This is a genomic window from Burkholderia arboris (assembly GCF_038723655.1).
GTDB lineage: Bacteria > Pseudomonadota > Gammaproteobacteria > Burkholderiales > Burkholderiaceae > Burkholderia > Burkholderia arboris.
The window spans coordinates 1,340,665-1,361,171 of sequence record NZ_CP109821.1 but is presented as its reverse complement, the minus strand read 5'-3'; the positions used below and the strand labels follow the sequence as shown (position 1 = coordinate 1,361,171).

The following is a 20,507-nucleotide window of genomic DNA, read 5'->3' as shown; positions in this document are numbered from 1 at the left end:
TGTAGCAGCGTCGCGCGGTGCCGCCTAGGGCCTCATCCGGCTCCCGCTGCCCGGCCACAGTGACCATAATGCAAGTTCACGCCCCTTCCGCCCCAAGGTCCGCCATGTGGTATGCCCTCGTCGAGCAGCAGCGGGAATGGATGCGCGCCTGGCGCGCGGCGACACGGTACGCCTTCGATGCGTGGCCCGCGGCCTCGCTGCCGCACGCCGCGTCGTCGTGCTACGACGACCTGTTCGAACCGCTGCTCGGGCCGCCGGCCGCCCCGCCGTGCTTCGACATCGACTGGCCCGCCATCGGCGAGCGGATCGTCGCGCATACGCCGTTTTGCGACCTGCGGCGCTTCGCGCACGCCGATGCGCGCCGCACGGTGCTGCTGTGCGCGCCGCTCGCCGGGCACGCGGCCGTGATGATGCGGGAAACCGCCGAGACGCTGCTCGCCGACGGCGACGTCTGCGTGACCGACTGGCGCAATGCGCGCGACGTGCCGCTCGCGGCAGGCCGTTTCGGGCTCGACGAATATGTCGCGATGCTCGACGGCTTCGTCGACGCACTCCAGCACGACGGCCGGCCGCTGCACGTCGTCGCCGTGTGCCAGGCAACCGTACCGGCGCTCGGCGCACTCGCACTGCGTGCCGCGCGCGGCCTCGCGCCGCCCGCGAGCGTCACGCTGATCGGCGGCCCGCTCGATGCGCGCCTGAATCCGAGCGCGCTCGGCACCGCCGCCGCCAGCCATTCGCTCGACTGGTGCCGGCGTCATCTGATCGACATCGTGCCGCCCGGCTTCGCGGGGCACGGCCGCCACGTGTTTCCGACCTATCTGCAGCAGGGCGAGATCGCGCTGCTGTATCCGAAACGCTTCCTGACGCTGATCGAGGCCTACGCGCTGGCCGCATCGCGCTTCGACCTGACCGGGCTCGCCGGCGCGCGGCGTGCGCTGCTCGAATACACGGCGCTGCTCGACATGCCGGCCGACTATTTCCTCGATACGGTCGACATCGTGTTCCAGCGCATGCGTCTCGCGACCGGCACGTGGGACGTGGGCGGCCGGCGCGTCGAACCGGCCAGGCTGCGCGGCGTCGCGCTGCTGACCGTCGAAGGCGCCTGCGACACGGTCACGGGCGCCGGCCAGACGCACGCGGCGCTCGACCTGTGCAGCGGCCTGTCGGCCGGCGAGCGTCACCGTATCGACGTCGACGATTGCGATCACTACGGGCTGTTTATCGGGGCGCGCTGGCACGGCACCGTCCATCCGGCGCTGCAGCGCGTGTTCGCGCTGGCCGAGGCCGGCCGGCCGCGCCCGCGCCGCATCCGGCGAACGTGACGACGCGTCAGGACCGGGCCGCGTCGAGCCATGCGCGCACCTCGTCGTCGCTCGTCTGCTCGAAGCGTGCGTAGAACTGGCTGATCCCGAAGAACCGCAGCGGCTGCGACACCGTGACGAACGCGTCGGCCAGGCCGTCGAACACGTGCCGCGTACCCGCCGGCGCAACCGGCGCAGCCGCCACGACCCGCGCGGGGCGCCGCGCGCGCAATGCCTGCAGCGCGACGCACATCGATGCGCCGGTCGCGACACCGTCGTCGACGACGATCGCGATGCGCCCTTCCACCGGCAACGGCGGCACGGCGCCGCGATACAACGCTTCGCGACGATGCAGTTCGACCGTTTCGCGCACGATCACGTCGGCGAGTTGCGAGTCGGAGACCCCCATCGAGCGGAGCACCGAACGTTGCAGGTGAATCGCGCCACCCGTGGCGATCGCGCCCATCGCGAGCTCGGGATCGTGCGGCACGCCGAGCTTGCGCACGACCAGCACGTCGAGCGGCGCGCGCAGCGCGCAGGCGACCGGATACGCGACGGGCACGCCGCCGCGCGGCAACGCGAGCACGACGACATCGCTGCGCCCCGCGTATTCGCGCAGCGCGTCGGCCAGCTGGCGGCCGGCATCGGCGCGATCGGCAAAATATTCGGTCACGATCGGCTCCCTGCCGTTGCGCCGGATGCGCGGAACCCGCGCCGGCGCCTGTCATCGAGCATGGTTCATCGGCCGCGCCGATGCAAGCAGGGTCACACCGGCGCAGGACACGCCGCAGGCAAGGGTCAGAGGCCGCCGGCCTGCCGGTATAGCCGCCAGAAAGACTGCGCGTAGGATTGCGCGAGTTCGGGGGCACGCCGGAACACGTTCACCGTCTCGGCATGCGCGGCCGCGCCGTCGGACAGCGTCGTCAGCGCGACGCTGTCGTCGACGATCACGAAGCGCGGTGCGGGGTCGCCATGCCGCGAATCGATCGCGACGTCGATGCCCGCGGATTTCAGATAGCCGGCGCCGCTGTACCGGCCCGCGCGCGGCGTGCGCACGAGCACCACGCGTACCTCGATCCCGCGCGCGCGGGCCGCGCGCAGCGCGCTCGCGACAACCGGCGGCACCTGCGTATAGCCGGCCAGCAACACGCGGCGCTGCGCCTGTTCGATCAGGTCGACGGTCGCGTCGGCCGCCGCGTTGTCATACGAAAAGTACGTGCCGACCGATGCGGCGTCGGACGGAATCTGGCTCGCGTGGACGCTCGTCACGCAGCAGAACACGGCGAAAAAGAAGGCGGCTGGTCTCATGGCGGGCGCCATTGTAGCGGCGCCAATTCGCGTGGCAAGGGGCGCCTGCGACGCTGCTGCGCCGGCGCAACACCCAATGCGGAACGAGGGCCTGGCGGCTGTGTTCCGGGCCGTATTTCAGACGGTCGATCAACCGGCCGCGACGCGCGCGAGCCAGCTCGTCACGCCGTCGACGGACCGAAAATCCGCGAGGCTGCGCGCGGGCAACGCGGGATACGCGCCGCCGGCCATCTCGGCCAGCGCCCGCCCGGGGCCGAGTTCGAGAAACGCGGTGGCGCCTGCCTCCACGCAGGCGGCGAGACAGGCCGCCCACTCGACCGGCTCCGCGATCTGCCGCGCGAGCTTGTCGAGGCCCGCGTCGATATCGAGCACCGACGCGCCGTCGATCCCCGAGAACAGCCGCGTGCCGGGCAACGGCCGCCGCACGTGCGCCGCGGCGAGCGACGCGCGAAATACCGGCACGGCCGCCGCGAGCCGGCGCGTGTGCGACGCGATCCGCACGCAGACGGGCGCCACGCGCTGTGCGCCGGCACGCGCCGCGTCGTCGGCCACTGCCTCGACATCCGCGTGCCGCCCCGCGACCACGAACGCATCGCCGGGGTTCGCGATCGCGATGGCCGCATCGCGGCCGTCGCACAGTTGCGCAAGCTGCGCGCGCGTCAGGCCGCGCACGAACACCATCCGCTCGTCGCCGCCGCTTGCGGCATCCATCGCGCGTGCACGCGCGTCGGCCAGATCGAGCGCGTCGTGCGGCTCGATCATCCCCGCCACACTCCAGGAGCCGACCTCGCCGACGCTGTAGCCCGCGACGCAGCGCCGGCGCGGCCACGCCGCGTCGAGCAGCGCGGCGGCCGCGAGCGCCTGGACCGTACAGAGGATCTGCGCAGCGCGGTTCTCGCACAGCGCGTCCGGCCCGGCCTGCCGGACCCATGTGCGCGGATCGTCGCCAAGGAGCCGGCCGGCGTACGCGAACAATGCATCGGCCTGCGGCGCGGCCCCCGTCAGGTCGAACATGTCGGCGCGCTGCGCGCCTTGTCCTGAACAGAGGATGGCCAGCGTCATCGCGGGCCCCCGTCGGCTTCGAGCGCATCGACGAATACGCTCATCGCAAGCAGGTCGGCCGCGCCGCCCGGGCTCAGCCGGCGCGCGACGAATGCACGGTGCGCGGCGGCCGCGCGCAGCCGCCAGTCGCGCGACCGCACGCCGCCGCGTGCGACGAACGCGCGGGCAGTCGCCCGCGCGAAATCGAGGCCACCCTGCCCGCCCCGGTGCAGCAGATTCGTGTCGTCGAGCGCGGCGATCAGCGCAAAGCACGCTGCCACGCGCGCGGCCTCCGGGTCGTCCGGCAGATCGCGCTGCGCGCGGCGCAACGCGGGCAACCCGACCGCGTACACGGTCGCGAAGCCGTCTGCCGCTTCACGACGCGCGCCGCCGACGCCGTAGCGGTGGCTGGCCCGCTCGCCGTGGCTGTCGGGCAAGCGCGGGCCGCCGAGAATATCGGTGCCCCAGCGGCCGGAGACGAACGCGCCGAGCGTCGTCCCGTCCGGTACGGCGCCCGGCATCGCGCGCCGGCCCGCGGCCGCGCACAGCAGCCCGAGCCCGAAGATCGCGCCGCGATGCGTATTGACGCCGCCGGTCGCGGCGAGCATCGCGTGTTCGGCACGCAGGCCGATCTTGCGCAGCACGGTCATGTCCGCGTCGCGCGCGCCCGCGTCGGCCAGCTCCGCGAAGTACGGCCGCAGCACGGCGGCGCTGCGCGCGAACGTCGCAGCGTCCATGTCGGTGTGACTGCCGCTGTCGACGTGACTGACGAGGCCCGGCTTCGGAAAGGTTTCGATCTCGAGCACGAGGCTGCGCTCGGCCAGCGCGGCGATACGCTCCGCATCGGACGGCGCCGGTACGCGACAGGCAGCCCATGCGCTCATCGTGCGGCTCCGGTGAATGCGTCGGCCGTCATCAATTCGACGCCGATCGCGGTCTTCACCGCGACGTCGGGCAGCCGCGCGTGCAGTTCGCGCCAGTTGACGCCCGCGCCGTCGGCGCGCAGCAGCTCGCCGTCGATCCGCATCGGCGCACGCGCGTCGATCGCCGCGAGGCCGTCGAGCAGCGCGGCGAGCGACTCGGCGGCCGGCAGCGGAAACACGATGTCGAGATCGGACGATGCGGCCAGGTACGGCTCGCCCGTCAGCGCCTGCCACGCAAGACTGCCGAACACGCGGCCCGGCACGCCGCAGCGCGCGCCGAGCGCGTCGAGCGCGCGCAACGGCACGTGCCATGCGTCGGGCGCGGCGGCGAGCACGTCGGCCAGCGCGGGCAGCGGGCCGACCGTCGCGAGCGCGTCGGCGGCGACGTTCAGCGCAATGCGCCGCTTGCCCGCCGCAGGCGGCAGCGGCAGGCCGAGCGGCACGCGGCCGGCATCGGCTTCATCCGGCGACGCACGGCGCACGATCAACGGCCAGCCGCGTTCGGCCCATGCGCGCACGAGCGGATCGCCCGCAAGTGCAGGGTCGCGCGCGAATGCCGCGCCCCATCCGGCCGCCGTCAGCGTGACGAGCGTGTGACGGCGCAGCGGCAGCTCAGCGTGCGGCACGCGCGAGTGCCTCGACGCGCTGCGCGACGTCGGTCGCAACCGGCCGGCCGCGCGACGCACGCCGGTCGACGCGATCCAACGGCTTGCCGAGCCATTCGCCGACCTGTGCGTCGAGCGCGCGGGCCGGATCGAGCACGGCGTCGACAGCGCCCATCTTCACGAGGTTGTCGAGCCCCGGCGCGAACACCGGCGTCGAACGCGACATCTCCTTCAACACGTCGATCGGCAGCTTGGTCACGCGCGACATCGACGGCAGGTCCATCACCTCCGGCTCGGCGCCCGGCACCGCGAGCAGCGTGCGCGTCGCGAGTGCGGTCGCGATGAACGCGCCGGCCGCCGTATGGCCGTACAGCACGCCGATCGTCCGGTGCCCGGCGAGATCCGCGTGCATCAGGCACTTCGCGAGGTGCGACAGCCCTTCGTTCAGGCCGAGCAGTTCGTCGCGCTTGCTCATCCGCTGGCTGTCGCTGTCGACGAGCACGACGATCGGCGTGTCACCGCCGCGCGCGATCGTGTCGAGCACGCGCGACGCGAGCGTCAGCGCTTCGTCGATGCCGAACGGCAAGCGGTCGGTGACGCCGATCACGTCGACGCGTGTGCCGGCCAGTTCCGCGTGGCCGGTCAGCAGGCCGCCGTCGCGCGCGATCGAATGACCGTTGGGAAACAGCGAATTCAGGACTTCATCGAGCGTCATGCTGCGGCTCCTGTAACTGGTCGGCGAGCTTCGCGAATGCGTCGTCGGGCATGCCCGGGATCGCTTCCGGCTTGTCGGCCCCGAGCGTACGCCACACGTCGCGCGCATCCTTGCACGCGCCGAACCGTTCGACACGCGCTTCGAGACGCGCCTGTTCCGCGCGCAGCATCGCCGCGTCGAACGCCGGCGCGCGGCCGATCAGGTCGAGCGCCGCCGCACGGAACGCGTCCGGCGTATCGGCCACGTAACGATCGGCACCGCCGATCAGCCGCCGGTGCTTGCCGCCCATCGTGCGCCAGATCAGCGCGCGATCCTTCGAATCGAATTCCTCGACGCCGCGATTGGTCTCGATCACTTCGGGGCCCGACACGCTGATGCGCCCCTGTTCCGACACCGCGAGCGCCGAACAGCACGCGGCGAGCAATCCACCGCCGCCGTAACAGCCCGCACGCCCGCCGATCAGCCCGACCACCGGCACGCCGGCTGCCCGCGCTTCGACGAGCGCACGCATGATCTCGGCGATCGCAAGCTCGCCCGCGTTCGCTTCCTGCAGCCGCACGCCGCCCGTATCGAACAGGATCAGCACCGGCTTGCCGACTTCGCGTGCGGCGCGCAGCAGCCCGGTGAGCTTCGCGCCGTGCACTTCGCCGAACGCGCCGCCCATGAAGCGGCCTTCCTGCGCGGCGACGAACACCGGCCGGCCGTCGAGCCGGCCGTGGCCGACCACCATCCCGTCGTCGAACTGCTGCGGCAGGTCGAACAGCGGCAGGTGCGGGCTCGTCACGCGCTCGGCCGGCCCGAGGAATTCACTGAAACTGCCCGCGTCGAGCAGCCCGTCGATGCGTTGCCGCGCCGACGCTTCGTACCAGCTCGCGCCGTTCGCGACGAACGCCGGCGCGTCGTGGATCACGTCGCTCATCATGCCTCCCCCTCGATCGCGCGCACGGCCTGCGCGAGCCGCAACGACACCATGTCGGGCCGCGCGCCGCCGTCGTTGATCGACAGCTTCAGGCCGCCCGGCGTGCGCCGTTCGACGAAATCCGACACGACGGCCTGCCATACCGCGCCGAAACCGACCGCCGCGGTGCGGATGTCGATCTCGCATTCGTTGCCCGGCAGCACGCGCTCGACGAGCACCTCGAGATTGCCGGACGCGACCACGCCGACGAGCGCCGCGGCCTGCTCGCCCTTCGCGCGTTCGCGCGCGGTGAAGCGATAGTTCAACTGTTCCATGCCCTCTTCCTCACCAGTTGCGGAACCGGGCCGGCGGCGCGTAGAGCCCGCCCGACCAGTGCACGAGATCCTTGATCGAACGCGCGGCGAGCCAGCGGCGGTCGGCGTCGAGCGGATCGATGCCGAGATCCTCCGGGCGGCGGATCACGCCGCGCTCGCGCAGGCGCTCGACCATCTTCCGGTCGCGGCCGCGGCCGACGTCCGTATAGCCGGCGACGCCGCGGATCGCATGCTCGCGTTCGTCCTTGTCGCGGCACATCAGCAGGTTCGCGATCCCTTCCTCGGTGACGATGTGCGTGACGTCGTCGCCGTAGACCATGATCGGCGCGAGGTCGAGCTGCAGCTTGTCGGCAAGCTTCAGCGCGTCGAGCTTCTCGACGAACATCGGCACGTTCTTGTCGCCGAACGTCTCGCCGATCTGCACGACGAGCTTGCGGCCGCGCCGCAGCGCCGCCGGCGTGTCGGGGTCGGCTTCCGCGCCGGCCTTCAGCCACGGCTCGCTCGGATGGCGCCGGCCGCGTGCGTCGCTGCCCATGTTCGGCGCGCCGCCGAAGCCCGCGATCCGCTCGGCCGTGACCGTCGACGAATGGCCGGACAGGTCGATCTGCAGCGTCGAGCCGATAAACATGTCGCACGCATAGAGGCCGGCCGTCTGGCAGAACGCGCGGTTCGAGCGCAGCGACCCGTCGGGGCCCGTGAACCACACGTCGGAACGTTCGCGGATGTAGTCGTCCATCCCGACCTCGGAGCCGAAGCAGTGGATCTGCTCGACCCAGCCCGACTCGATCGCGGGAATCAGCGTCGGGTGCGGATTGAGCGCCCAGTGCGTGCAGACCTTGCCCTTCAGCCCGAGCTTCTCGCCGTAGGTCGGCAGCAGCAGCTCGATCGCGGCCGTGTTGAAGCCGATCCCGTGGTTCAGGCGCTTGATGCCGTACGGCTGGTAGATGCCCTTGATCGCGAGCATCGCGGTGAGGATCTGCGTTTCGGTGATCGCAGCCGGATCGCGCGTGAACAGCGGCTCGACGTAGAACGGCCGGCCGGCCTCGACGACGAAGTGCACGCGGTCGCCCGGGATGTCGACACGCGGCACCTTGTCGACGATGCGGTCGACCTGCGCGATCACGATGCCGTCCTTGAACGCGGTGGCTTCGACGACGGTCGGCGTGTCCTCGGTGTTCGGGCCCGTGTACAGGTTGCCGTCGCGATCGGCGCTGACCGCGGCGATCAGCGCGACCTGCGGCGTGAGGTCGATGAAGTAGCGCGCGAACAGCTCGAGATAGGTGTGCACCGCGCCGAGCGCGATCTTGCCGCCGAACAGCAGCTTCGCGATGCGCTGCGACTGCGGGCCCGAATATGCGAAGTCGAGACGCTTCGCGATGCCGCGCTCGAACACATCGAGATGCTCGGGCAGCACGACGCCCGACTGCACCATGTGCAGGTCGTGGATCTTCGCGCTGTCGACGTCGGCAAGCGCCGTCGCGAGCAGGTCGGCCTGCTTCTGGTTGTCGCCTTCGAGGCAGACGCGGTCGCCGGGCCGCAGCACCGCTTCGAGCAACGCGACGGTGTCGCGCGCATCGACCCGCTTGCCCTGCGCGTAAACCGCGCCGGCCGCGAGCCGTGCATCGCGCGCCTGCCGCGCGTGATTCCATCCCGTCATGAACAGTTCTCCCGCTTCGATGGTTCAGCGGCATTCTAAGCCTGGCGCCGCCGCCGATTGATGATGTTGACGAATGCGACTCAGAGGACGCCGCGATGGATGCGGCCCGCACGCGCAGGCCGCACCGCCTGGCCTCATGCGCCGACCAGCGCGCGCGTCGTGAAGTACAGCACCGACGGGCCGAGCAGGCAGCCCACGCCCGTATGGAACGTCGCGACCAGCGCGCCGTACGGGACGAGCCGGCGGTCGGTCGCGGCGAGCCCCGCGCTCACGCCGCTGACGGTGCCCGCGAGGCCGCCGAAGATCATCGCGGAACGCGGCGTCTTCAGGCCCATGAAGTTCGCCGCGACCGGCGTGCCGACCATCACGATGATCGCCTTCACGAGCCCGGTCGCAATGCTCAGCGCGATCACGTCGGAGCTCGCCCCGATCGCCGCGCCCGTGACGGGCCCGACGATGTAGGTGACGGCGCCCGCGCCGATCGTCGTCATGCTGACCGCATCGGTATAGCCGAACGCGCGCGCGATGCACGCGCCGACGATGAACGGCAGCACGGTGCCGAGCAGCAGCGACACGACGCCGACGAGCCCGGCCTTGCGCGCCTCGGCCGGCTGCACTTCGAACGCGGTCGCGACGATCGCGAAATCGCGCAGCATCGCGCCGCCCATCAGGCCGACGCCCGCGAACAGCGGCACGTCGGCGATTCCCTTCTCGCCGCCGGTGAACGCGCCGCCGACGTACGCGAGCACGAGACCGATCACGATCGCGATCGCGGAGCCGTGCACGCGGCCGAACGTGAGCTTGCACGACGCGATCGACGACAGCCACATGATCAGGCCGACCAGTGCGAACGACGCGACGAGCCCGTTGTGGGCGACGGTTTTTTCGAGCATCTGCAGCATGGCGGCCTCCGTTACTGTTCTTCGAATTGCGGCACGCCCGCGAAGGCCGTGTCGTCGCGCCCGGTGCGCACCAGTACCGCGATGCAGCATGCGCAGATCGCGACCGCGCCGACCGCGGCCAGCAGCGCGACGGGGCCGCCCTTCAGCGCGGCGACGACGTTCTGGTTCGCGGCCATCGCGACGACGACCGGGATGTACATCGCGCCCCAGAAACCGACGCCGGCCTCGGTCTCCTTCGGCATCCAGCCGCGCCGGTGCAGCCACAGGCGCAGGCAGATCAGCAGCAGCATCGCGATGCCGACGCCGCCGACGTTGGTCTTCACGCCGATCGCGCTGCCGAGCAGGTCGCCGAGGAACAGTCCGGCCAGGTGGCAAAACGCCAGCAGCGCGGTTCCGTAGATGATCATGAGTCGTCTCCAGTCTCTTCGTGACGGGCGCCGGACGCGTGCAGGAACCGGGCCCGCACGCCGGTCCCGGGCGCGGACTTGTCTCCTGCGGCGGTGCGCCGCGGCCCGGCGGCCCGTCTGGCGGGCCCGTTCTCGGGCGGTCGATGGGATGATGCGGTTTCGGCCCGGACGCCGGATGCCGTAGACTGAACGAAGCAGCCGCCGGCACGACGCGGGCTACGCGTCCGGTACGCCCCGCTGCGGGCACGCACCGGCGCGTGATCCGATACTAGCGCCGCCCAATCCGGCCATTTATGAAGTTGTCGAAACCGATTCAGTGGATTTAGCAATGCGCCCGTTACCGCCCGAGCTGCTGCGCAGCTTCGTCGCCGTCGCCCAGTCCGGCAGCTTCACCGCCGCGTCCGAGCGCGTGAGCCTGTCGCAATCGACCGTCAGCCAGCACATCCGCCGCCTCGAGGAGCTGCTCGACCGGCCGCTGTTCGAGCGCGACACGCGCAACGTGCACCTGTCGCAGCACGGCGACGCGCTGTTCCGCTACGCGGTGCGCATCCTCGAACTGATGGACGAAGCCGTCACGTCGGTGTGCGGGCCGCCGCTGTCGGGCAAGGTGCGGCTCGCGATGTCGGAGGATTTCGCTTCGGCGCACCTGACTGCCGCGCTCGCGAGCTTCGTGCAGCGCAACCCGGACGTCGAGCTCGCGATCTCGACCGGGCTGTCGGGCGACCTGTTCGACGCGCTCGACGAAGGCCGGCACGATCTCGTGTTCGCGAAGCGCATCGCCGGCAGCCGGCGCGGCCGCGTGATCCGCAGCGAACCGCTGTACTGGTGCACCGGCCCCGAATCGCGGCTCACCGGCCATGAGACCGTGCTGCCGCTCGCGATGCATCCGGAACCGAGCGTGTCGCGCCGCCGCGTGCTCGAATCGCTCGAGGCCGTCGGGCGGCCGTACCGGATTGCGGTCGTGAGCAGCAGCGTCGCGGTGTTGCGCGCGGCCGCGAGCGCGGGGCTCGGGGTCAGCGCGTTTGCCGGCTACGTGATCCCGGCCGGGCTCGCGCGGCTCGACGCGGGGCTGCCCGAGCTCGGCGAACTCGAATACGTGATCGACCGGCCGGCGGCCGCATCGCGATCCACGCTCGCGCTCGAAGCGACGCTGATCGCGGCGGCGGCCGAATTGTGACGACACCGGGCGCCGCACGCCTGCGCGGCCGCGCCCGCACCTGACAGCTTTGCCCGGAACGCGTCATCGTCCGCGCAGCACCCGCTCGCGACAATGGGACCCATCGGAATGCACGGCAAACCGCCGCGCACCTCCGGTTCCCCGTCCCCTTGATCGGAGCCCGCCATGAACGTTTTGCGATTCGCCGTCGCGACCGCCGCAGCCGCCCTGCTGTCCCCCGCCTTTGCCCAGACCGACGCCGCTGCGTCCGCGCCGGGCCTGACCCGCGCGGAAGTCATCGCCCAGCTCAAGCAGGCCTATCTCGACGGCGAGCTGCCGACGAACGACAGCAACTACCCGCCGAATGCCGCGACGCGAGCACGCAACCGCGAACTCGTGCAGGCCGCGAGCCCCGCGTGGCTGGCCCAGACGCCGCCCGCGCCGCAATCGACGTCGCAGCAATAGCCGGACCGCTGACGCTCCGGCGCGCTCAGGGCAGGAAGCTGCGGCGCCGCGCGTCGATCAATTCGACGAGCAGACGGTCGCGCTCGGCCGCCAGTTCCTGCATCGAACGCTCGCCCTGGATCGCGCGCAGTTCGTCGTTCAGCCTGCGATCGACGTCCGGATCGAACGAAGGCGTGCCGAGGTCGTCCCACCAGCTCGTGATCGGCCCCGACAGGTGTTCGAGGAAGTGCGCGATCCCGCCCGCGCCGCCGCCGAGGTGGTAGGTCAGGCACTGCCCCATCAGCCCCCAGCGCAGGCCGGGCCCCCACGCGACGGCCTTGTCCGCATCGGCGACACTCACGACGCCTTCGCCGACGAGGTGATACACCTCGCGGAACAGCGCGGCCGCGAGCCGGTTCGCGACATGGCCGGTCATCTCCTTGTTGAGGACGATCGTCTGCTTGCCGAGCGCATCGTAGAAATCCTTCACGCGCGCGATCACGTCCTGGCCGGTCGCATCGCCGCCGACCAGCTCGACGAGCGGAATCAGGTGCGGCGGATTGAACGGATGCGCGATCAGGCAGCGCTCCGGATGCTTCGCGCACGCGGTCTGGATGTCGGACATCTTCAGCCCCGACGAGCTCGATGCGATCGGCACGTGTGCCGGCAGCACGTCGTCCATCTGCCGGTACAGCGCGCGCTTCAGATCGAGGCGCTCAGGGCCGTTTTCCTGCACGAAATCGACGCCGGCGAGCGCGCGCACGAGATCGGCGTCGAACGACAGCCGCGCGGAGAGTTCGGCGGCCCGCTCGCCGAGAAACGCGGCCAGCGCGTCGCGCAGCCGCGCGTCGGCTTGCGGCGCCGGATCGGTCGCGACAACGTCGAAACCCTGCGTCAGGTAGAAAGCCGCCCAGCTCGCGCCGATCACGCCGGCGCCGACGATCGCGATACGTCGAATGTCCATGGTTGTCCCGTGTGGTTGGTCTGCAGATATCTCGCGGCGATTGTCGCATCGAATCCTGTGCGCATGCGTTGACGCAGATTGCAGATTCCCTCTTGAAATGCGCGGCAGCGGCCACTAATTAACCGTCGTCGGGCCGTGCTTCATCTCTTGCACCGCCCCCGTTTCGATCCAGTGGAGCCACCCGTCGCGCCCGCCGCAGGCGTCGCGCCGTCACGTCTCCCGTGTTCCCTGTTCAGGAGGACCAACATGAGCGGTATCCATTTCGGCAACGACCTGTTCGACGAATTCGCCCGCGTGCAGCGGCAAGTGGCGAACCTGCTCGGCGAGCGCCCGTCCGGCATCCGCGCGGTGCGTCCGGGCGCCTTTCCCGCACTCAACGTCGGCGCCACCGACGACGCGATCGAGATCGTTGCATTCGCACCCGGCATGGCCGCAGGCGATTTCGACGTGTCGATCGACAAGGACCTGCTGACGATCAGCGGCGAGCGCAAGCCGGTGCCGCGTACCGAAGGCGAAGACGTGCGGACCTACGCGCAGGAGCGCTTTCACGGCGCGTTCCGCCGCGTCGTCGAACTGCCGCGCGACGCGAATCCCGACCAGGTCAGCGCGCGCTACGAAAACGGCTGCCTGCTGATACGCGTCGGCCGGCGCGAAGCCGCGAAGCCGCGTGCGATCACCGTTCAGTAATCTTCAGGATACCGACATGAATACGAACCCGACCCTGGCCGAACGCCACACGAACACCGTTCACCCTGCTGCTGCCGAAGCCGCGCACCGGCCCGCGATCACGCCGGCCGTCGACATCGTCGAGAACAATCGCGGCGTCACGCTGCGCGCCGACCTGCCCGGCGTGCCGCGCGAGAACCTCGACGTGAAGGTGCACGACACGACGCTGACGATCGAAGCCGGTACGCACCTCGATACGCCGGAAGACCTGCGCGTGCGACACGCCGAAGTGCGCTCGACACGCTATGCACGGTCGTTCGTGCTCAGCGCCGATCTCGACACGTCGCGGATCGACGCGAACCTGCGCGACGGCGTGCTGACCCTGACGATTCCGCGCCGCGAGGAAACGCGTCCGCGCCGCATCGACGTGACGGCCGGCAACGCGTGAGCGTTGGTGCGGGTCGCGATGTGACGTGTCGCGACCCGCATGAAAAAAGCCCCGCCCGGCGCGATGCCGGGCGGGGCTTTTTTATCGACCGGCGTGCGTGCAGGCACGCCGTATCCGGATTCAATCGAAGTCGAACAGGTCGAACACCGACTTCTTGCGCCGCTGGCCGTCGTGCCGGTGACGATCGTCGTGCGAGCGGCCGTCGCGCCCCCAGCCATCGTCGCGACCGCGCTGCGCCGGTGCGTTGTGCTGCGCCGGTGCGTTGTGCTGCGTCGGCGAATCGTCGCGGCGGGCCGGCGCATCGCCGGTTTCGCGGGCGATCAGCTTGTCGAGCTCGCCGCGATCGAGCCACACGCCTCGGCACGTCGGACAGTAGTCGATCTCGATCGACTGGCGCTCGGCCATCAGCAGGTCGGGCGTCTTGCAGACAGGGCATTTCATCGCGTTTCTCCTTTCCGTGCGAATTTCGTCTGGATTCCGTACGAGGCGCGCGAGCCGGCCGCCGCGGCGGCCGGCGTCACGCGCAGCGGCTCAGTCGCCTTCCCCTTGCGCCGCACGCTTCGCCTTCGCGCGCCGCGCCAGCATGTTCATGCCCTCGACGAAGGCCGAGAACGCCATTGCCGCGTAGATGTACCCCTTCGGCACGTGCGAACCGAAACCTTCGGCGATCAGCGTCATGCCGATCACGACCAGGAACGACAGCGCCAGCATCACGATGGTCGGGTTGCGATCGATGAAGCGTGCGAGCGGCTGTGCGGCAAACAGCATCACGGCCACGGCGACGATCACGGCGACGAACATGATCGGGATGTGCTCGGTCATGCCGATCGCGGTCACGATGCTGTCGATCGAGAACACGATGTCGAGCATCACGATCTGGCCGATCGCGGCCCATACCGTCAGGCTGGCCGCGCCGCTCGCCCCGCCCGCGCCGCCGTCATGCGACACGTGGTGATGAATCTCGGTGGTCGCCTTCCACACGAGGAACAGGCCGCCCGACAGCAGGATCATGTCGCGCCACGAGAACGCGTGGTCGAACAGCGTGAACACGGGTTCGGTCAGGCTCGCGATCCACGCGACGCTGCCGAGCAGCGCAAGACGCATCACCAGCGCGAGCGCGATGCCGAGGCGCTGCGTGCGGGCGCGCTGCGCCTCGGGCAGCTTGTTGCTGAGGATCGAGATGAAGATCAGGTTGTCGATGCCGAGCACGACTTCCATCACGACGAGCGTCAGGAGCGCGGCCCAGACGGCGGGGTCGGCGGCAAGCGTCAGCAGGTAGTCCATGAAATGGGCCGATACGAAAGTGGAAAGCCAGATGATATGCCGCCCCGAACTTCGTAAAAATCAGAGAGAATCTGACTTTAAGTTCGGTTTTTTCGATATATCGATCCGATGCTCAATTTCCGACATCTGTACTACTTCTGGGTCGTCGTGAAGGAAGGCGGCTTCGCGCGCGCCGCCGGCCGGCTCGACATGGCCGTGCAGACGATCAGCGCGCAGGTGCGCGAGCTCGAGAAATCGCTCGGGCACCAGTTACTGCGCCCGGCCGGGCGCGGCGTCACGATGACCGACGCGGGCCAGGCCGCGTTTGCGCGTGCGGAGGTCATCTTCGAGATGGGGCGGCTGATTCCCGACGACGTGCGCGCGGCGGCCAGCCAGCCGACCGTGCGGCTCGCGGTCGGCCTCGCGGACGGCATCTCCAAGCTCGCCGCGCATGCGATCCTGGCACCGGTGCTCGACACGCCCACGCTGCGGCTGCTGTGCCACGAGGGCGAACACGATGCGCTGCTCGCGGAGCTTGCGCTGCATCATCTGGATCTCGTGCTGGCCGGCCAGGGCGCGCCGTCGGGGTCGAACCTGCGCGTGACGAGCGAGCGGCTCGTCGCCTCGCCGGTCGACTGGTACGGGCCCGCGGCGCTCGTCACGCCGGCGGCACGGCAGCGCTTTCCGCAGTGCCTGGCCGATCTGCCCGTGCTGTTGCCGACCGCCCATTCGGCGCTGCGCGCACGCCTAGACGTGTGGCTGGAAGGCGAACGGATCGTGCCGCGCGTGGCCGGGGAATTCGAGGACAGCGCGCTGATGGCCGTGTTCGCGGCGCGCGGCCTCGGCGTGTTTCCGCTGAGCGAGCTCGGCGCGAACGACGCGTCGCTGCTGCGTGGGCTCAGGCGGCTCGGGCGCGCGGGCGACGTGACCGAGGAAATCCACGCGATCCGCTCGCGGCGCGGCGAACATCATCCGCTGACGTCGCAATTGCTCGCCGCGGCGCGCGGCGCACCGGCCGACTGAAGCGAGCGCGACATCAAACGAAACTATAATGACGCCCCGGCCTTACGAGATGTGCACGCGCATCACCCCAGGCACCGCCATTGCGCAGCCTCTCGCCAAGCCTTCTGAAAGACGCCATGCACAACCGATTTCGCCTGTTTTCCGTTTCGTGCGCGCTCGCGGCCGCGACCGTGCTGGCGGCGTGCTCGTCGCCGCCCAAGCCGATCTACCAGCAGGAACAGTTCGACGCGACGAGCAGCCCGTACGCGCACACGTTCCACTCGAAATCCGACGCGGCCTGCGAGGCCGCGCGGCGGGCGCTGCTGAGCCAGGGCTACGTGGTGTCGTCGTCGCGCAACGATGCGGTCGACGGCAGCAAGAATTTCCAGCCGAACAACGACATGCACGTCGTGATCGAGTTTCACGTCGTGTGCGCGGATGCGAACGCGGACGGCTCGTCGAGCATCGCGTACGTGAATGCGGTGCAGGACCGCTACACGCTGAAGAAGTCGAATACGTCGGCCAGCGTCGGCTTGAGCGTGTTCGGCTCGCTGTCGCTGCCGATCGGGTCGAGCGACGATGCGCTCGTCAAGACCGCGAGCGAGACGATTCCCGCCGGCGTGTTCTATGAACGCTTCTTCAATCTCGTCGACCATTTCCTGAAGATCGACCCGGCACGCCGCGATCGCGCAACCGTGAAGGCGGCCGAGAAGGAACCCGTCGCGCCGCTGCCCGAACCCGCGCCGACGCCGCAAGGCGAACCGATCAAGATGACGACGCCGGTCGTGCCGACGCCGCCCGCGGCGCCGGTGCCGCTTTCGGTGCCGGGTGTGGCGCCCGAGCCGGGCGCGAACGCCGTGCCGGCCGCGGCATCGGCTGTCGTCGTGCCGGCCACGGTGCGCGCGGCCGCGCCGATGGCGGCGTCCGGTTCCGCGTCGGTGCCGGTTGCTGCTGCGGTCCCGGCTTCCGCCTCCGGCGCCGCGCCCGCACCGGCTTCGGCACCCGCATCGACTACCGGTTCGTCGCCCGCACCGGCTGTCGCACCTGCGCCCGTGTCGGCTGTCGCGCCTGCGCCCGCTTCGGCACCCGTGTCGGCTTCCTCCGGTCAGGCTACCTCGCCGGCCTCGGCCCATTCGCCGGCCGCCGGTTCGGCGGTCGCACCGGCGGTCGCACCGGCGGCCGCACCGGTTTCCGCGCCCGCCTCGGTTTCGGGTCCGGCGGCACCGTCGGCCCCAGCCACCCCGGCATCGGCCACGCCGGCGCCTTCGTCGGCAGCCTCCGCGCCTGCATCAGCATCGGCACCGTCGAGCGCGTCGCCTGCCGCCGTGAACCCCGTCGCATCTTCCGCGCCTTCCGGCGCGAGCGCGCCAGCCGCGAACTGATCGATCTGTCGTATCGCCGCGCCCGGCCGCACCGGGCTCAGCGCGGCGATACGCGTCCCCTCCGCGTCATTTCCCCAAGCCATGTCCGCGCATCCGGCCATCTGACCACGCCGTGATGACGGACCAGCAACGCCGACGCCGCTCGGCAGGCCCGACACGGCCGATTCCCTAAGCTCCGCACGCGACGATCGCAAGCCGCCCGGCCATTTCCCGACCGCCCCGCCCGCTTTCCTGCTTTCCTGCTTTCCTGCTTTCCTGCTTTCCTGCTTTCCCGCTTTCCCGCGTTACCGCTTTCCCGCTTTCCCGCTTTCCCGCTTTCCCGCTTTCCCGCGTTACCGCGTTACCGCAACGTCGCGCGCAGCGTCTGCAGATACTCGACGGTCGCTGTCACGCCGCCGCAGACGATCACGGCGATGTCCGACGCCGACGCCAGCACCGGCACCGGCCGCTCGAGTGCGGCCAGCGCCGCGCCGCACGCGGGCTCGACGACGATCCGGTGCTCGTCGAGAAACCGCAGCGACGCAGCCACCGCGTCGGCATCGGACACGACGACGGGATGGATTTCGTGGCGCGTCGCCCACTCGACCGCCGCGTCGCACGGCCGTTTCGCGCCGAGCGACGTGGCGATGCTCGCAATCGCCGGCAATTCGACCGGACGCCCCTGCGCAACCGAACGCGCGTAGCAGTCGGCGCCTTCCGTTTCGGCCGCGACGACCGGCACGTCGTGCCAGCCGTTGCGCGCAAGCCCTTCGAGCACGCCGCACAACAGCCCGCCGCCGCCGACCGCGAGCACGACCGCGTCGGGCTTCGGACCGGCCGCCGCCATCTCGTCGATCATCGTCGCGTGGCCCTGCCACAGCACGGGATCGTCGAACGGATGCACGAACGCATCGTGCTCGCCGAGCGCCGACTGGGCGAACGCGTTCGCCTCGGCCCAGCTCGCACCGTGCACGACGAGTTCCGCGCCCTCGACCTGGATCAGTTCGCGCGCGCGGGCCGATGCGCTTTCCGGCACCACGACTCGCACCGGCACGCCAAGCTCACGGCCGCAATACGCGACTGCGATACCCGCGTTGCCGCCCGACGACGACACGAACCGCCGCGCGCCGGCCGCATGCTGCGCCTCGCAGACGGCACCGATGCCGCGCAGCTTGAACGAGCCCGACGGCTGCAGCGCATCGAGCTTCAGCCGGATGGTCCTGCCGAGCCGGCGGGACGCGATTTGCGAGCGGATATAAGGGGTCGGGATATGAAGCGGCATGGGACGGAACGCTGTGGAAACGGAGGGAAGCGCACGCGACTCGTGAGCACACGCGTGCGGCAGGGACGGTTATCGTACGGCAGGCTCGCCATGCTTTCCAATACCATCAAATGGCGTTTACTATGCTTGACAGGCATATCAACAAACCGGAACGGACACCGCATGCGCCAGATCGAATTGCGTCACCTGCGCTACTTCGTCGCCGTCGCACAGGCCGGCAGCGTGATGGCTGGCGCCCGCGCGGCCGGCATCGTCCAGCCTGCACTGTCGCGGCAGATCCGCGAGCTCGAGGACGCGATCGGTACGCCGCTGCTGATCCGCCGCACAACGGGCGTCACGCTCACGGCGGCCGGCGCGAGCTTCCTGCAGGATGCGACCGGCCTGCTCGCCACGCTGCAGGACAGCCGCGAGCGCGCATTGCGCAGCGCGGCCGGCCAGCTCGGCGAACTGCGGCTCGGCGCGCTGCCGAACTGCCTGCCGCTGCCGATCGTCGCGAACGTGCTCAAGGCGTTTCGCGACGCATGCCCCGATGTGAAACTGTCGATTGCGCCGATGCTGTCGGCCGAACAGGCGAGCGCGCTGATGCGCGGCCAGCTCGACGCCGGGATCATGGCCTGGCGTCGCGACGAGGCGCCGCACCTGTCGGGTGTGCGGCTGCTGAGCGACCGCTTCGTGCTCGCGATGCCCGCGCCGCCGGGCGGCGGCTTCAACGCGCCGCGCACGCTGGCCGATGTCGCAAACGAACCGTTCGTCTGGTTCGACGCACAGCGCTCCGCCGCGCACCACCGGTTCCTGATGGCGCAGTGCCAGCAGGCCGGCTTCACGCCGCGCATCGCGCAGGTCGGCAGCGACATCCCGACGCTGATCGGCCTCGTGGCGGCCGGGATGGGCTGTGCGTTCGTGCCCGAAAGCGCGTCGCCGACCTGCCCGCACACGGTCCGGCTCGTCGCGCTCGACGAGCTTGCGAGCCGCTTCGACATCGAGTTCGTGTTCGACGGCGCGGCGGCGGCACCGTCCCCCGTCGTCGCACGGTTTCTCGCGGCCGTACGCGATGCGGCCGGCGAACCGGGCTGAACGGATGCCGGGGGCGCGTCCGGCACGCAATCGGGCAACGCGGCTTGCAACTCGGGCCGGCGAGCGTAACCGCCCCTCCGCCATACCGTCGCTCCGGCTGCTTCAGCGCGTTGAACGACACCGTCGAGCCCATAAAAAAGCTTTCAAAAAACTGACGCACGACACTGCAGCACCGGAATTCTTAAATTGACACCCAAAACGGCCGTTTAACGCCGATTCGAATTGTCACGGGCCGAAATATACTGCGCCCGCATCCAACCCTCGTGCCAAAGAGAGGATGCTTTTCCGCCCCGGCCACGGTCCCCCTGTGGTCGGGGCTTTTTTGCGCTTGCGCCTTGCGGGGAAAGGGTTTCCGGCCAACGCACGATGTCTGCCACCGGCGCTCGCCGATACCTGGGCCGCGCGCCCGGACCACCCGGCTGCAGGTCGCCGCACGGCGGCCGGACCGCGCCCGGCGCATCGCCCCGGGCGGCCGCCCATTCGCCGCACACCCTCACCGGATCGCGGCCGCGCGACCGCAAGCTCCGCCCTTTCATCTTACGAATATCTTTCGCCAATCCCAGCCTCGTTCGGCAGCCCCCGCCGACGCATCATCCACAAGCCTCGCGCGCATGTCGCCCCTGCTCCGCATTGTTGACATGAAATCAAGATAATTTCGCCCGCATGCGGCTTTTTCCGCAAAAGTAATGCAGGCAAACTTCGCCCTGTCCTCAACGGTCCCGTGCCGTTGTCCTTCGATTACAGGAGCCCACCGC

23 protein-coding genes are annotated in these 20,507 nt (G+C 70.2%); 8 read left to right on the top strand and 15 right to left on the bottom strand.

Features of this window, described 5'->3' with window-relative positions; translation table 11 throughout:
- Window positions 1-104 precede the first annotated feature (104 nt).
- Window positions 105-1,322 carry a polyhydroxyalkanoate depolymerase gene (locus tag OHZ10_RS06445; RefSeq protein WP_059235055.1) on the top strand — a complete coding sequence of 406 codons (1,218 nt, stop codon included), beginning with the start codon at window positions 105-107 and terminating at the stop codon, window positions 1,320-1,322.
- 7 nt (window positions 1,323-1,329) lie between these two features.
- Here the strand turns inward: OHZ10_RS06445 and OHZ10_RS06440 are convergent, their stop codons facing one another.
- The 11 genes from OHZ10_RS06440 to madL all read right to left on the bottom strand — a co-directional run bounded on the left by OHZ10_RS06440 (window position 1,330) and on the right by madL (window position 10,092).
- Complete coding sequence (locus tag OHZ10_RS06440; RefSeq protein WP_059235057.1) at window positions 1,330-1,974, bottom strand: phosphoribosyltransferase; 645 nt, start codon at window positions 1,972-1,974, stop codon at window positions 1,330-1,332.
- A gap of 125 nt (window positions 1,975-2,099) precedes the next feature.
- Window positions 2,100-2,621 (bottom strand): phospholipase D-like domain-containing protein, encoded by a 522-nt coding sequence (locus OHZ10_RS06435; RefSeq protein WP_059235059.1) that lies wholly within the window; start codon window positions 2,619-2,621, stop codon window positions 2,100-2,102.
- Between the two features lie 117 nt (window positions 2,622-2,738).
- Entirely contained in the window at window positions 2,739-3,671 is a 933-nt protein-coding gene (locus tag OHZ10_RS06430; protein ID WP_342703980.1) for an acyltransferase domain-containing protein, read from the bottom strand.
- Window positions 3,668-4,534 (bottom strand): triphosphoribosyl-dephospho-CoA synthase MdcB, encoded by an 867-nt coding sequence (gene mdcB, locus OHZ10_RS06425; RefSeq protein WP_340623970.1) that lies wholly within the window; start codon window positions 4,532-4,534, stop codon window positions 3,668-3,670. The genes OHZ10_RS06430 and mdcB overlap by 4 nt, the downstream gene beginning before the upstream one ends.
- The gene (gene mdcG / locus OHZ10_RS06420; protein ID WP_174992055.1) at window positions 4,531-5,199 is read right to left on the bottom strand and encodes a malonate decarboxylase holo-[acyl-carrier-protein] synthase; all 669 of its coding nucleotides are present in this window, start codon (window positions 5,197-5,199) and stop codon (window positions 4,531-4,533) included. The genes mdcB and mdcG overlap by 4 nt, the downstream gene beginning before the upstream one ends.
- Window positions 5,186-5,893, bottom strand: a complete 708-nt coding sequence (gene mdcE / locus OHZ10_RS06415) for a biotin-independent malonate decarboxylase subunit gamma (RefSeq protein WP_256085774.1) — start codon at window positions 5,891-5,893, stop codon at window positions 5,186-5,188. Before mdcE ends, mdcG begins: the two co-directional genes overlap by 14 nt.
- Entirely contained in the window at window positions 5,880-6,815 is a 936-nt protein-coding gene (locus OHZ10_RS06410) for a biotin-independent malonate decarboxylase subunit beta (RefSeq protein WP_059235067.1), read from the bottom strand. Before OHZ10_RS06410 ends, mdcE begins: the two co-directional genes overlap by 14 nt.
- The gene (gene mdcC / locus OHZ10_RS06405) at window positions 6,812-7,126 is read right to left on the bottom strand and encodes a malonate decarboxylase acyl carrier protein (protein ID WP_174992053.1); all 315 of its coding nucleotides are present in this window, start codon (window positions 7,124-7,126) and stop codon (window positions 6,812-6,814) included. Before mdcC ends, OHZ10_RS06410 begins: the two co-directional genes overlap by 4 nt.
- 10 nt (window positions 7,127-7,136) lie before the next feature.
- Window positions 7,137-8,783, bottom strand: a complete 1,647-nt coding sequence (gene mdcA / locus OHZ10_RS06400) for a malonate decarboxylase subunit alpha (protein ID WP_059235071.1) — start codon at window positions 8,781-8,783, stop codon at window positions 7,137-7,139.
- Window positions 8,784-8,917: 134 nt separating this feature from the next.
- Window positions 8,918-9,685 (bottom strand): malonate transporter subunit MadM, encoded by a 768-nt coding sequence (gene madM / locus OHZ10_RS06395; RefSeq protein WP_342703975.1) that lies wholly within the window; start codon window positions 9,683-9,685, stop codon window positions 8,918-8,920.
- Window positions 9,686-9,696: 11 nt separating this feature from the next.
- Window positions 9,697-10,092, bottom strand: a complete 396-nt coding sequence (gene madL, locus OHZ10_RS06390; protein ID WP_059235074.1) for a malonate transporter subunit MadL — start codon at window positions 10,090-10,092, stop codon at window positions 9,697-9,699.
- Between the two features lie 328 nt (window positions 10,093-10,420).
- Between madL and OHZ10_RS06385 the strand changes: the two genes are divergently transcribed.
- Together OHZ10_RS06385 and OHZ10_RS06380 are read left to right on the top strand one after the other, a co-directional pair.
- The gene (locus OHZ10_RS06385; protein WP_059235076.1) at window positions 10,421-11,269 is read left to right on the top strand and encodes a LysR substrate-binding domain-containing protein; all 849 of its coding nucleotides are present in this window, start codon (window positions 10,421-10,423) and stop codon (window positions 11,267-11,269) included.
- Between the two features lie 165 nt (window positions 11,270-11,434).
- Window positions 11,435-11,713, top strand: coding sequence for a DUF4148 domain-containing protein (locus OHZ10_RS06380; protein ID WP_059235078.1), 279 nt, complete (start codon window positions 11,435-11,437; stop codon window positions 11,711-11,713).
- Window positions 11,714-11,738: 25 nt separating this feature from the next.
- Here OHZ10_RS06380 and OHZ10_RS06375 read toward each other — a convergent pair whose 3' ends face one another.
- The gene (locus OHZ10_RS06375; RefSeq protein ID WP_059235080.1) at window positions 11,739-12,656 is read right to left on the bottom strand and encodes a 3-hydroxyacyl-CoA dehydrogenase NAD-binding domain-containing protein; all 918 of its coding nucleotides are present in this window, start codon (window positions 12,654-12,656) and stop codon (window positions 11,739-11,741) included.
- A 246-nt stretch (window positions 12,657-12,902) separates the two neighbouring features.
- Between OHZ10_RS06375 and OHZ10_RS06370 the strand changes: the two genes are divergently transcribed.
- Together OHZ10_RS06370 and OHZ10_RS06365 are read left to right on the top strand one after the other, a co-directional pair.
- Window positions 12,903-13,343, top strand: coding sequence for an Hsp20/alpha crystallin family protein (locus tag OHZ10_RS06370; protein WP_059235082.1), 441 nt, complete (start codon window positions 12,903-12,905; stop codon window positions 13,341-13,343).
- 16 nt (window positions 13,344-13,359) lie between these two features.
- Window positions 13,360-13,770 (top strand): Hsp20/alpha crystallin family protein, encoded by a 411-nt coding sequence (locus OHZ10_RS06365; protein WP_256085771.1) that lies wholly within the window; start codon window positions 13,360-13,362, stop codon window positions 13,768-13,770.
- A 120-nt stretch (window positions 13,771-13,890) separates the two neighbouring features.
- Here OHZ10_RS06365 and OHZ10_RS06360 read toward each other — a convergent pair whose 3' ends face one another.
- Together OHZ10_RS06360 and OHZ10_RS06355 are read right to left on the bottom strand one after the other, a co-directional pair.
- The gene (locus tag OHZ10_RS06360) at window positions 13,891-14,211 is read right to left on the bottom strand and encodes a zf-TFIIB domain-containing protein (protein ID WP_174992049.1); all 321 of its coding nucleotides are present in this window, start codon (window positions 14,209-14,211) and stop codon (window positions 13,891-13,893) included.
- A gap of 90 nt (window positions 14,212-14,301) precedes the next feature.
- Window positions 14,302-15,054: a TerC family protein gene (locus tag OHZ10_RS06355; protein WP_059235088.1), complete on the bottom strand. Its 753-nt coding sequence runs from the start codon at window positions 15,052-15,054 to the stop codon at window positions 14,302-14,304.
- A 108-nt stretch (window positions 15,055-15,162) separates the two neighbouring features.
- On the opposite strand from OHZ10_RS06355, the gene OHZ10_RS06350 reads away from it, so the two are divergent.
- Complete coding sequence (locus OHZ10_RS06350; protein ID WP_256085769.1) at window positions 15,163-16,056, top strand: LysR family transcriptional regulator; 894 nt, start codon at window positions 15,163-15,165, stop codon at window positions 16,054-16,056.
- 116 nt (window positions 16,057-16,172) lie between these two features.
- Entirely contained in the window at window positions 16,173-17,417 is a 1,245-nt protein-coding gene (locus OHZ10_RS06345; RefSeq protein WP_342703971.1) for a DUF2242 domain-containing protein, read from the top strand.
- 340 nt (window positions 17,418-17,757) lie between these two features.
- On the opposite strand, the gene OHZ10_RS06340 is transcribed toward OHZ10_RS06345, so the two are convergent.
- A complete protein-coding gene (locus OHZ10_RS06340; RefSeq protein WP_059235094.1) occupies window positions 17,758-18,678 on the bottom strand; it encodes a pyridoxal-phosphate dependent enzyme in 921 nt (306 codons plus the stop codon).
- A gap of 162 nt (window positions 18,679-18,840) precedes the next feature.
- On the opposite strand from OHZ10_RS06340, the gene OHZ10_RS06335 reads away from it, so the two are divergent.
- Window positions 18,841-19,752 carry a LysR family transcriptional regulator gene (locus OHZ10_RS06335; protein ID WP_059235096.1) on the top strand — a complete coding sequence of 304 codons (912 nt, stop codon included), beginning with the start codon at window positions 18,841-18,843 and terminating at the stop codon, window positions 19,750-19,752.
- Window positions 19,753-20,507 lie beyond the last annotated feature (755 nt).

What these genes read in the sequence shown, in the direction of transcription:
- OHZ10_RS06445 (WP_059235055.1), top strand. Translation starts at nt 105, where the DNA reads ATGTGGTATGCCCTCGTCGAGCAGCAGCGGGAATGGATGCGCGCCTGG.
- mdcA (WP_059235071.1), bottom strand. Translation starts at nt 8,783, where the DNA reads ATGACGGGATGGAATCACGCGCGGCAGGCGCGCGATGCACGGCTCGCG.
- OHZ10_RS06410 (WP_059235067.1), bottom strand. Translation starts at nt 6,815, where the DNA reads ATGATGAGCGACGTGATCCACGACGCGCCGGCGTTCGTCGCGAACGGC.
- OHZ10_RS06385 (WP_059235076.1), top strand. Translation starts at nt 10,421, where the DNA reads ATGCGCCCGTTACCGCCCGAGCTGCTGCGCAGCTTCGTCGCCGTCGCC.
- OHZ10_RS06360 (WP_174992049.1), bottom strand. Translation starts at nt 14,211, where the DNA reads ATGAAATGCCCTGTCTGCAAGACGCCCGACCTGCTGATGGCCGAGCGC.
- OHZ10_RS06340 (WP_059235094.1), bottom strand. Translation starts at nt 18,678, where the DNA reads ATGCCGCTTCATATCCCGACCCCTTATATCCGCTCGCAAATCGCGTCC.
- OHZ10_RS06370 (WP_059235082.1), top strand. Translation starts at nt 12,903, where the DNA reads ATGAGCGGTATCCATTTCGGCAACGACCTGTTCGACGAATTCGCCCGC.
- OHZ10_RS06375 (WP_059235080.1), bottom strand. Translation starts at nt 12,656, where the DNA reads ATGGACATTCGACGTATCGCGATCGTCGGCGCCGGCGTGATCGGCGCG.
- OHZ10_RS06365 (WP_256085771.1), top strand. Translation starts at nt 13,360, where the DNA reads ATGAATACGAACCCGACCCTGGCCGAACGCCACACGAACACCGTTCAC.
- OHZ10_RS06355 (WP_059235088.1), bottom strand. Translation starts at nt 15,054, where the DNA reads ATGGACTACCTGCTGACGCTTGCCGCCGACCCCGCCGTCTGGGCCGCG.
- madL (WP_059235074.1), bottom strand. Translation starts at nt 10,092, where the DNA reads ATGATCATCTACGGAACCGCGCTGCTGGCGTTTTGCCACCTGGCCGGA.
- mdcE (WP_256085774.1), bottom strand. Translation starts at nt 5,893, where the DNA reads ATGACGCTCGATGAAGTCCTGAATTCGCTGTTTCCCAACGGTCATTCG.
- OHZ10_RS06380 (WP_059235078.1), top strand. Translation starts at nt 11,435, where the DNA reads ATGAACGTTTTGCGATTCGCCGTCGCGACCGCCGCAGCCGCCCTGCTG.
- OHZ10_RS06435 (WP_059235059.1), bottom strand. Translation starts at nt 2,621, where the DNA reads ATGGCGCCCGCCATGAGACCAGCCGCCTTCTTTTTCGCCGTGTTCTGC.
- OHZ10_RS06430 (WP_342703980.1), bottom strand. Translation starts at nt 3,671, where the DNA reads ATGACGCTGGCCATCCTCTGTTCAGGACAAGGCGCGCAGCGCGCCGAC.
- mdcC (WP_174992053.1), bottom strand. Translation starts at nt 7,126, where the DNA reads ATGGAACAGTTGAACTATCGCTTCACCGCGCGCGAACGCGCGAAGGGC.
- OHZ10_RS06350 (WP_256085769.1), top strand. Translation starts at nt 15,163, where the DNA reads ATGCTCAATTTCCGACATCTGTACTACTTCTGGGTCGTCGTGAAGGAA.
- mdcB (WP_340623970.1), bottom strand. Translation starts at nt 4,534, where the DNA reads ATGAGCGCATGGGCTGCCTGTCGCGTACCGGCGCCGTCCGATGCGGAG.
- OHZ10_RS06335 (WP_059235096.1), top strand. Translation starts at nt 18,841, where the DNA reads ATGCGCCAGATCGAATTGCGTCACCTGCGCTACTTCGTCGCCGTCGCA.
- OHZ10_RS06345 (WP_342703971.1), top strand. Translation starts at nt 16,173, where the DNA reads ATGCACAACCGATTTCGCCTGTTTTCCGTTTCGTGCGCGCTCGCGGCC.
- madM (WP_342703975.1), bottom strand. Translation starts at nt 9,685, where the DNA reads ATGCTGCAGATGCTCGAAAAAACCGTCGCCCACAACGGGCTCGTCGCG.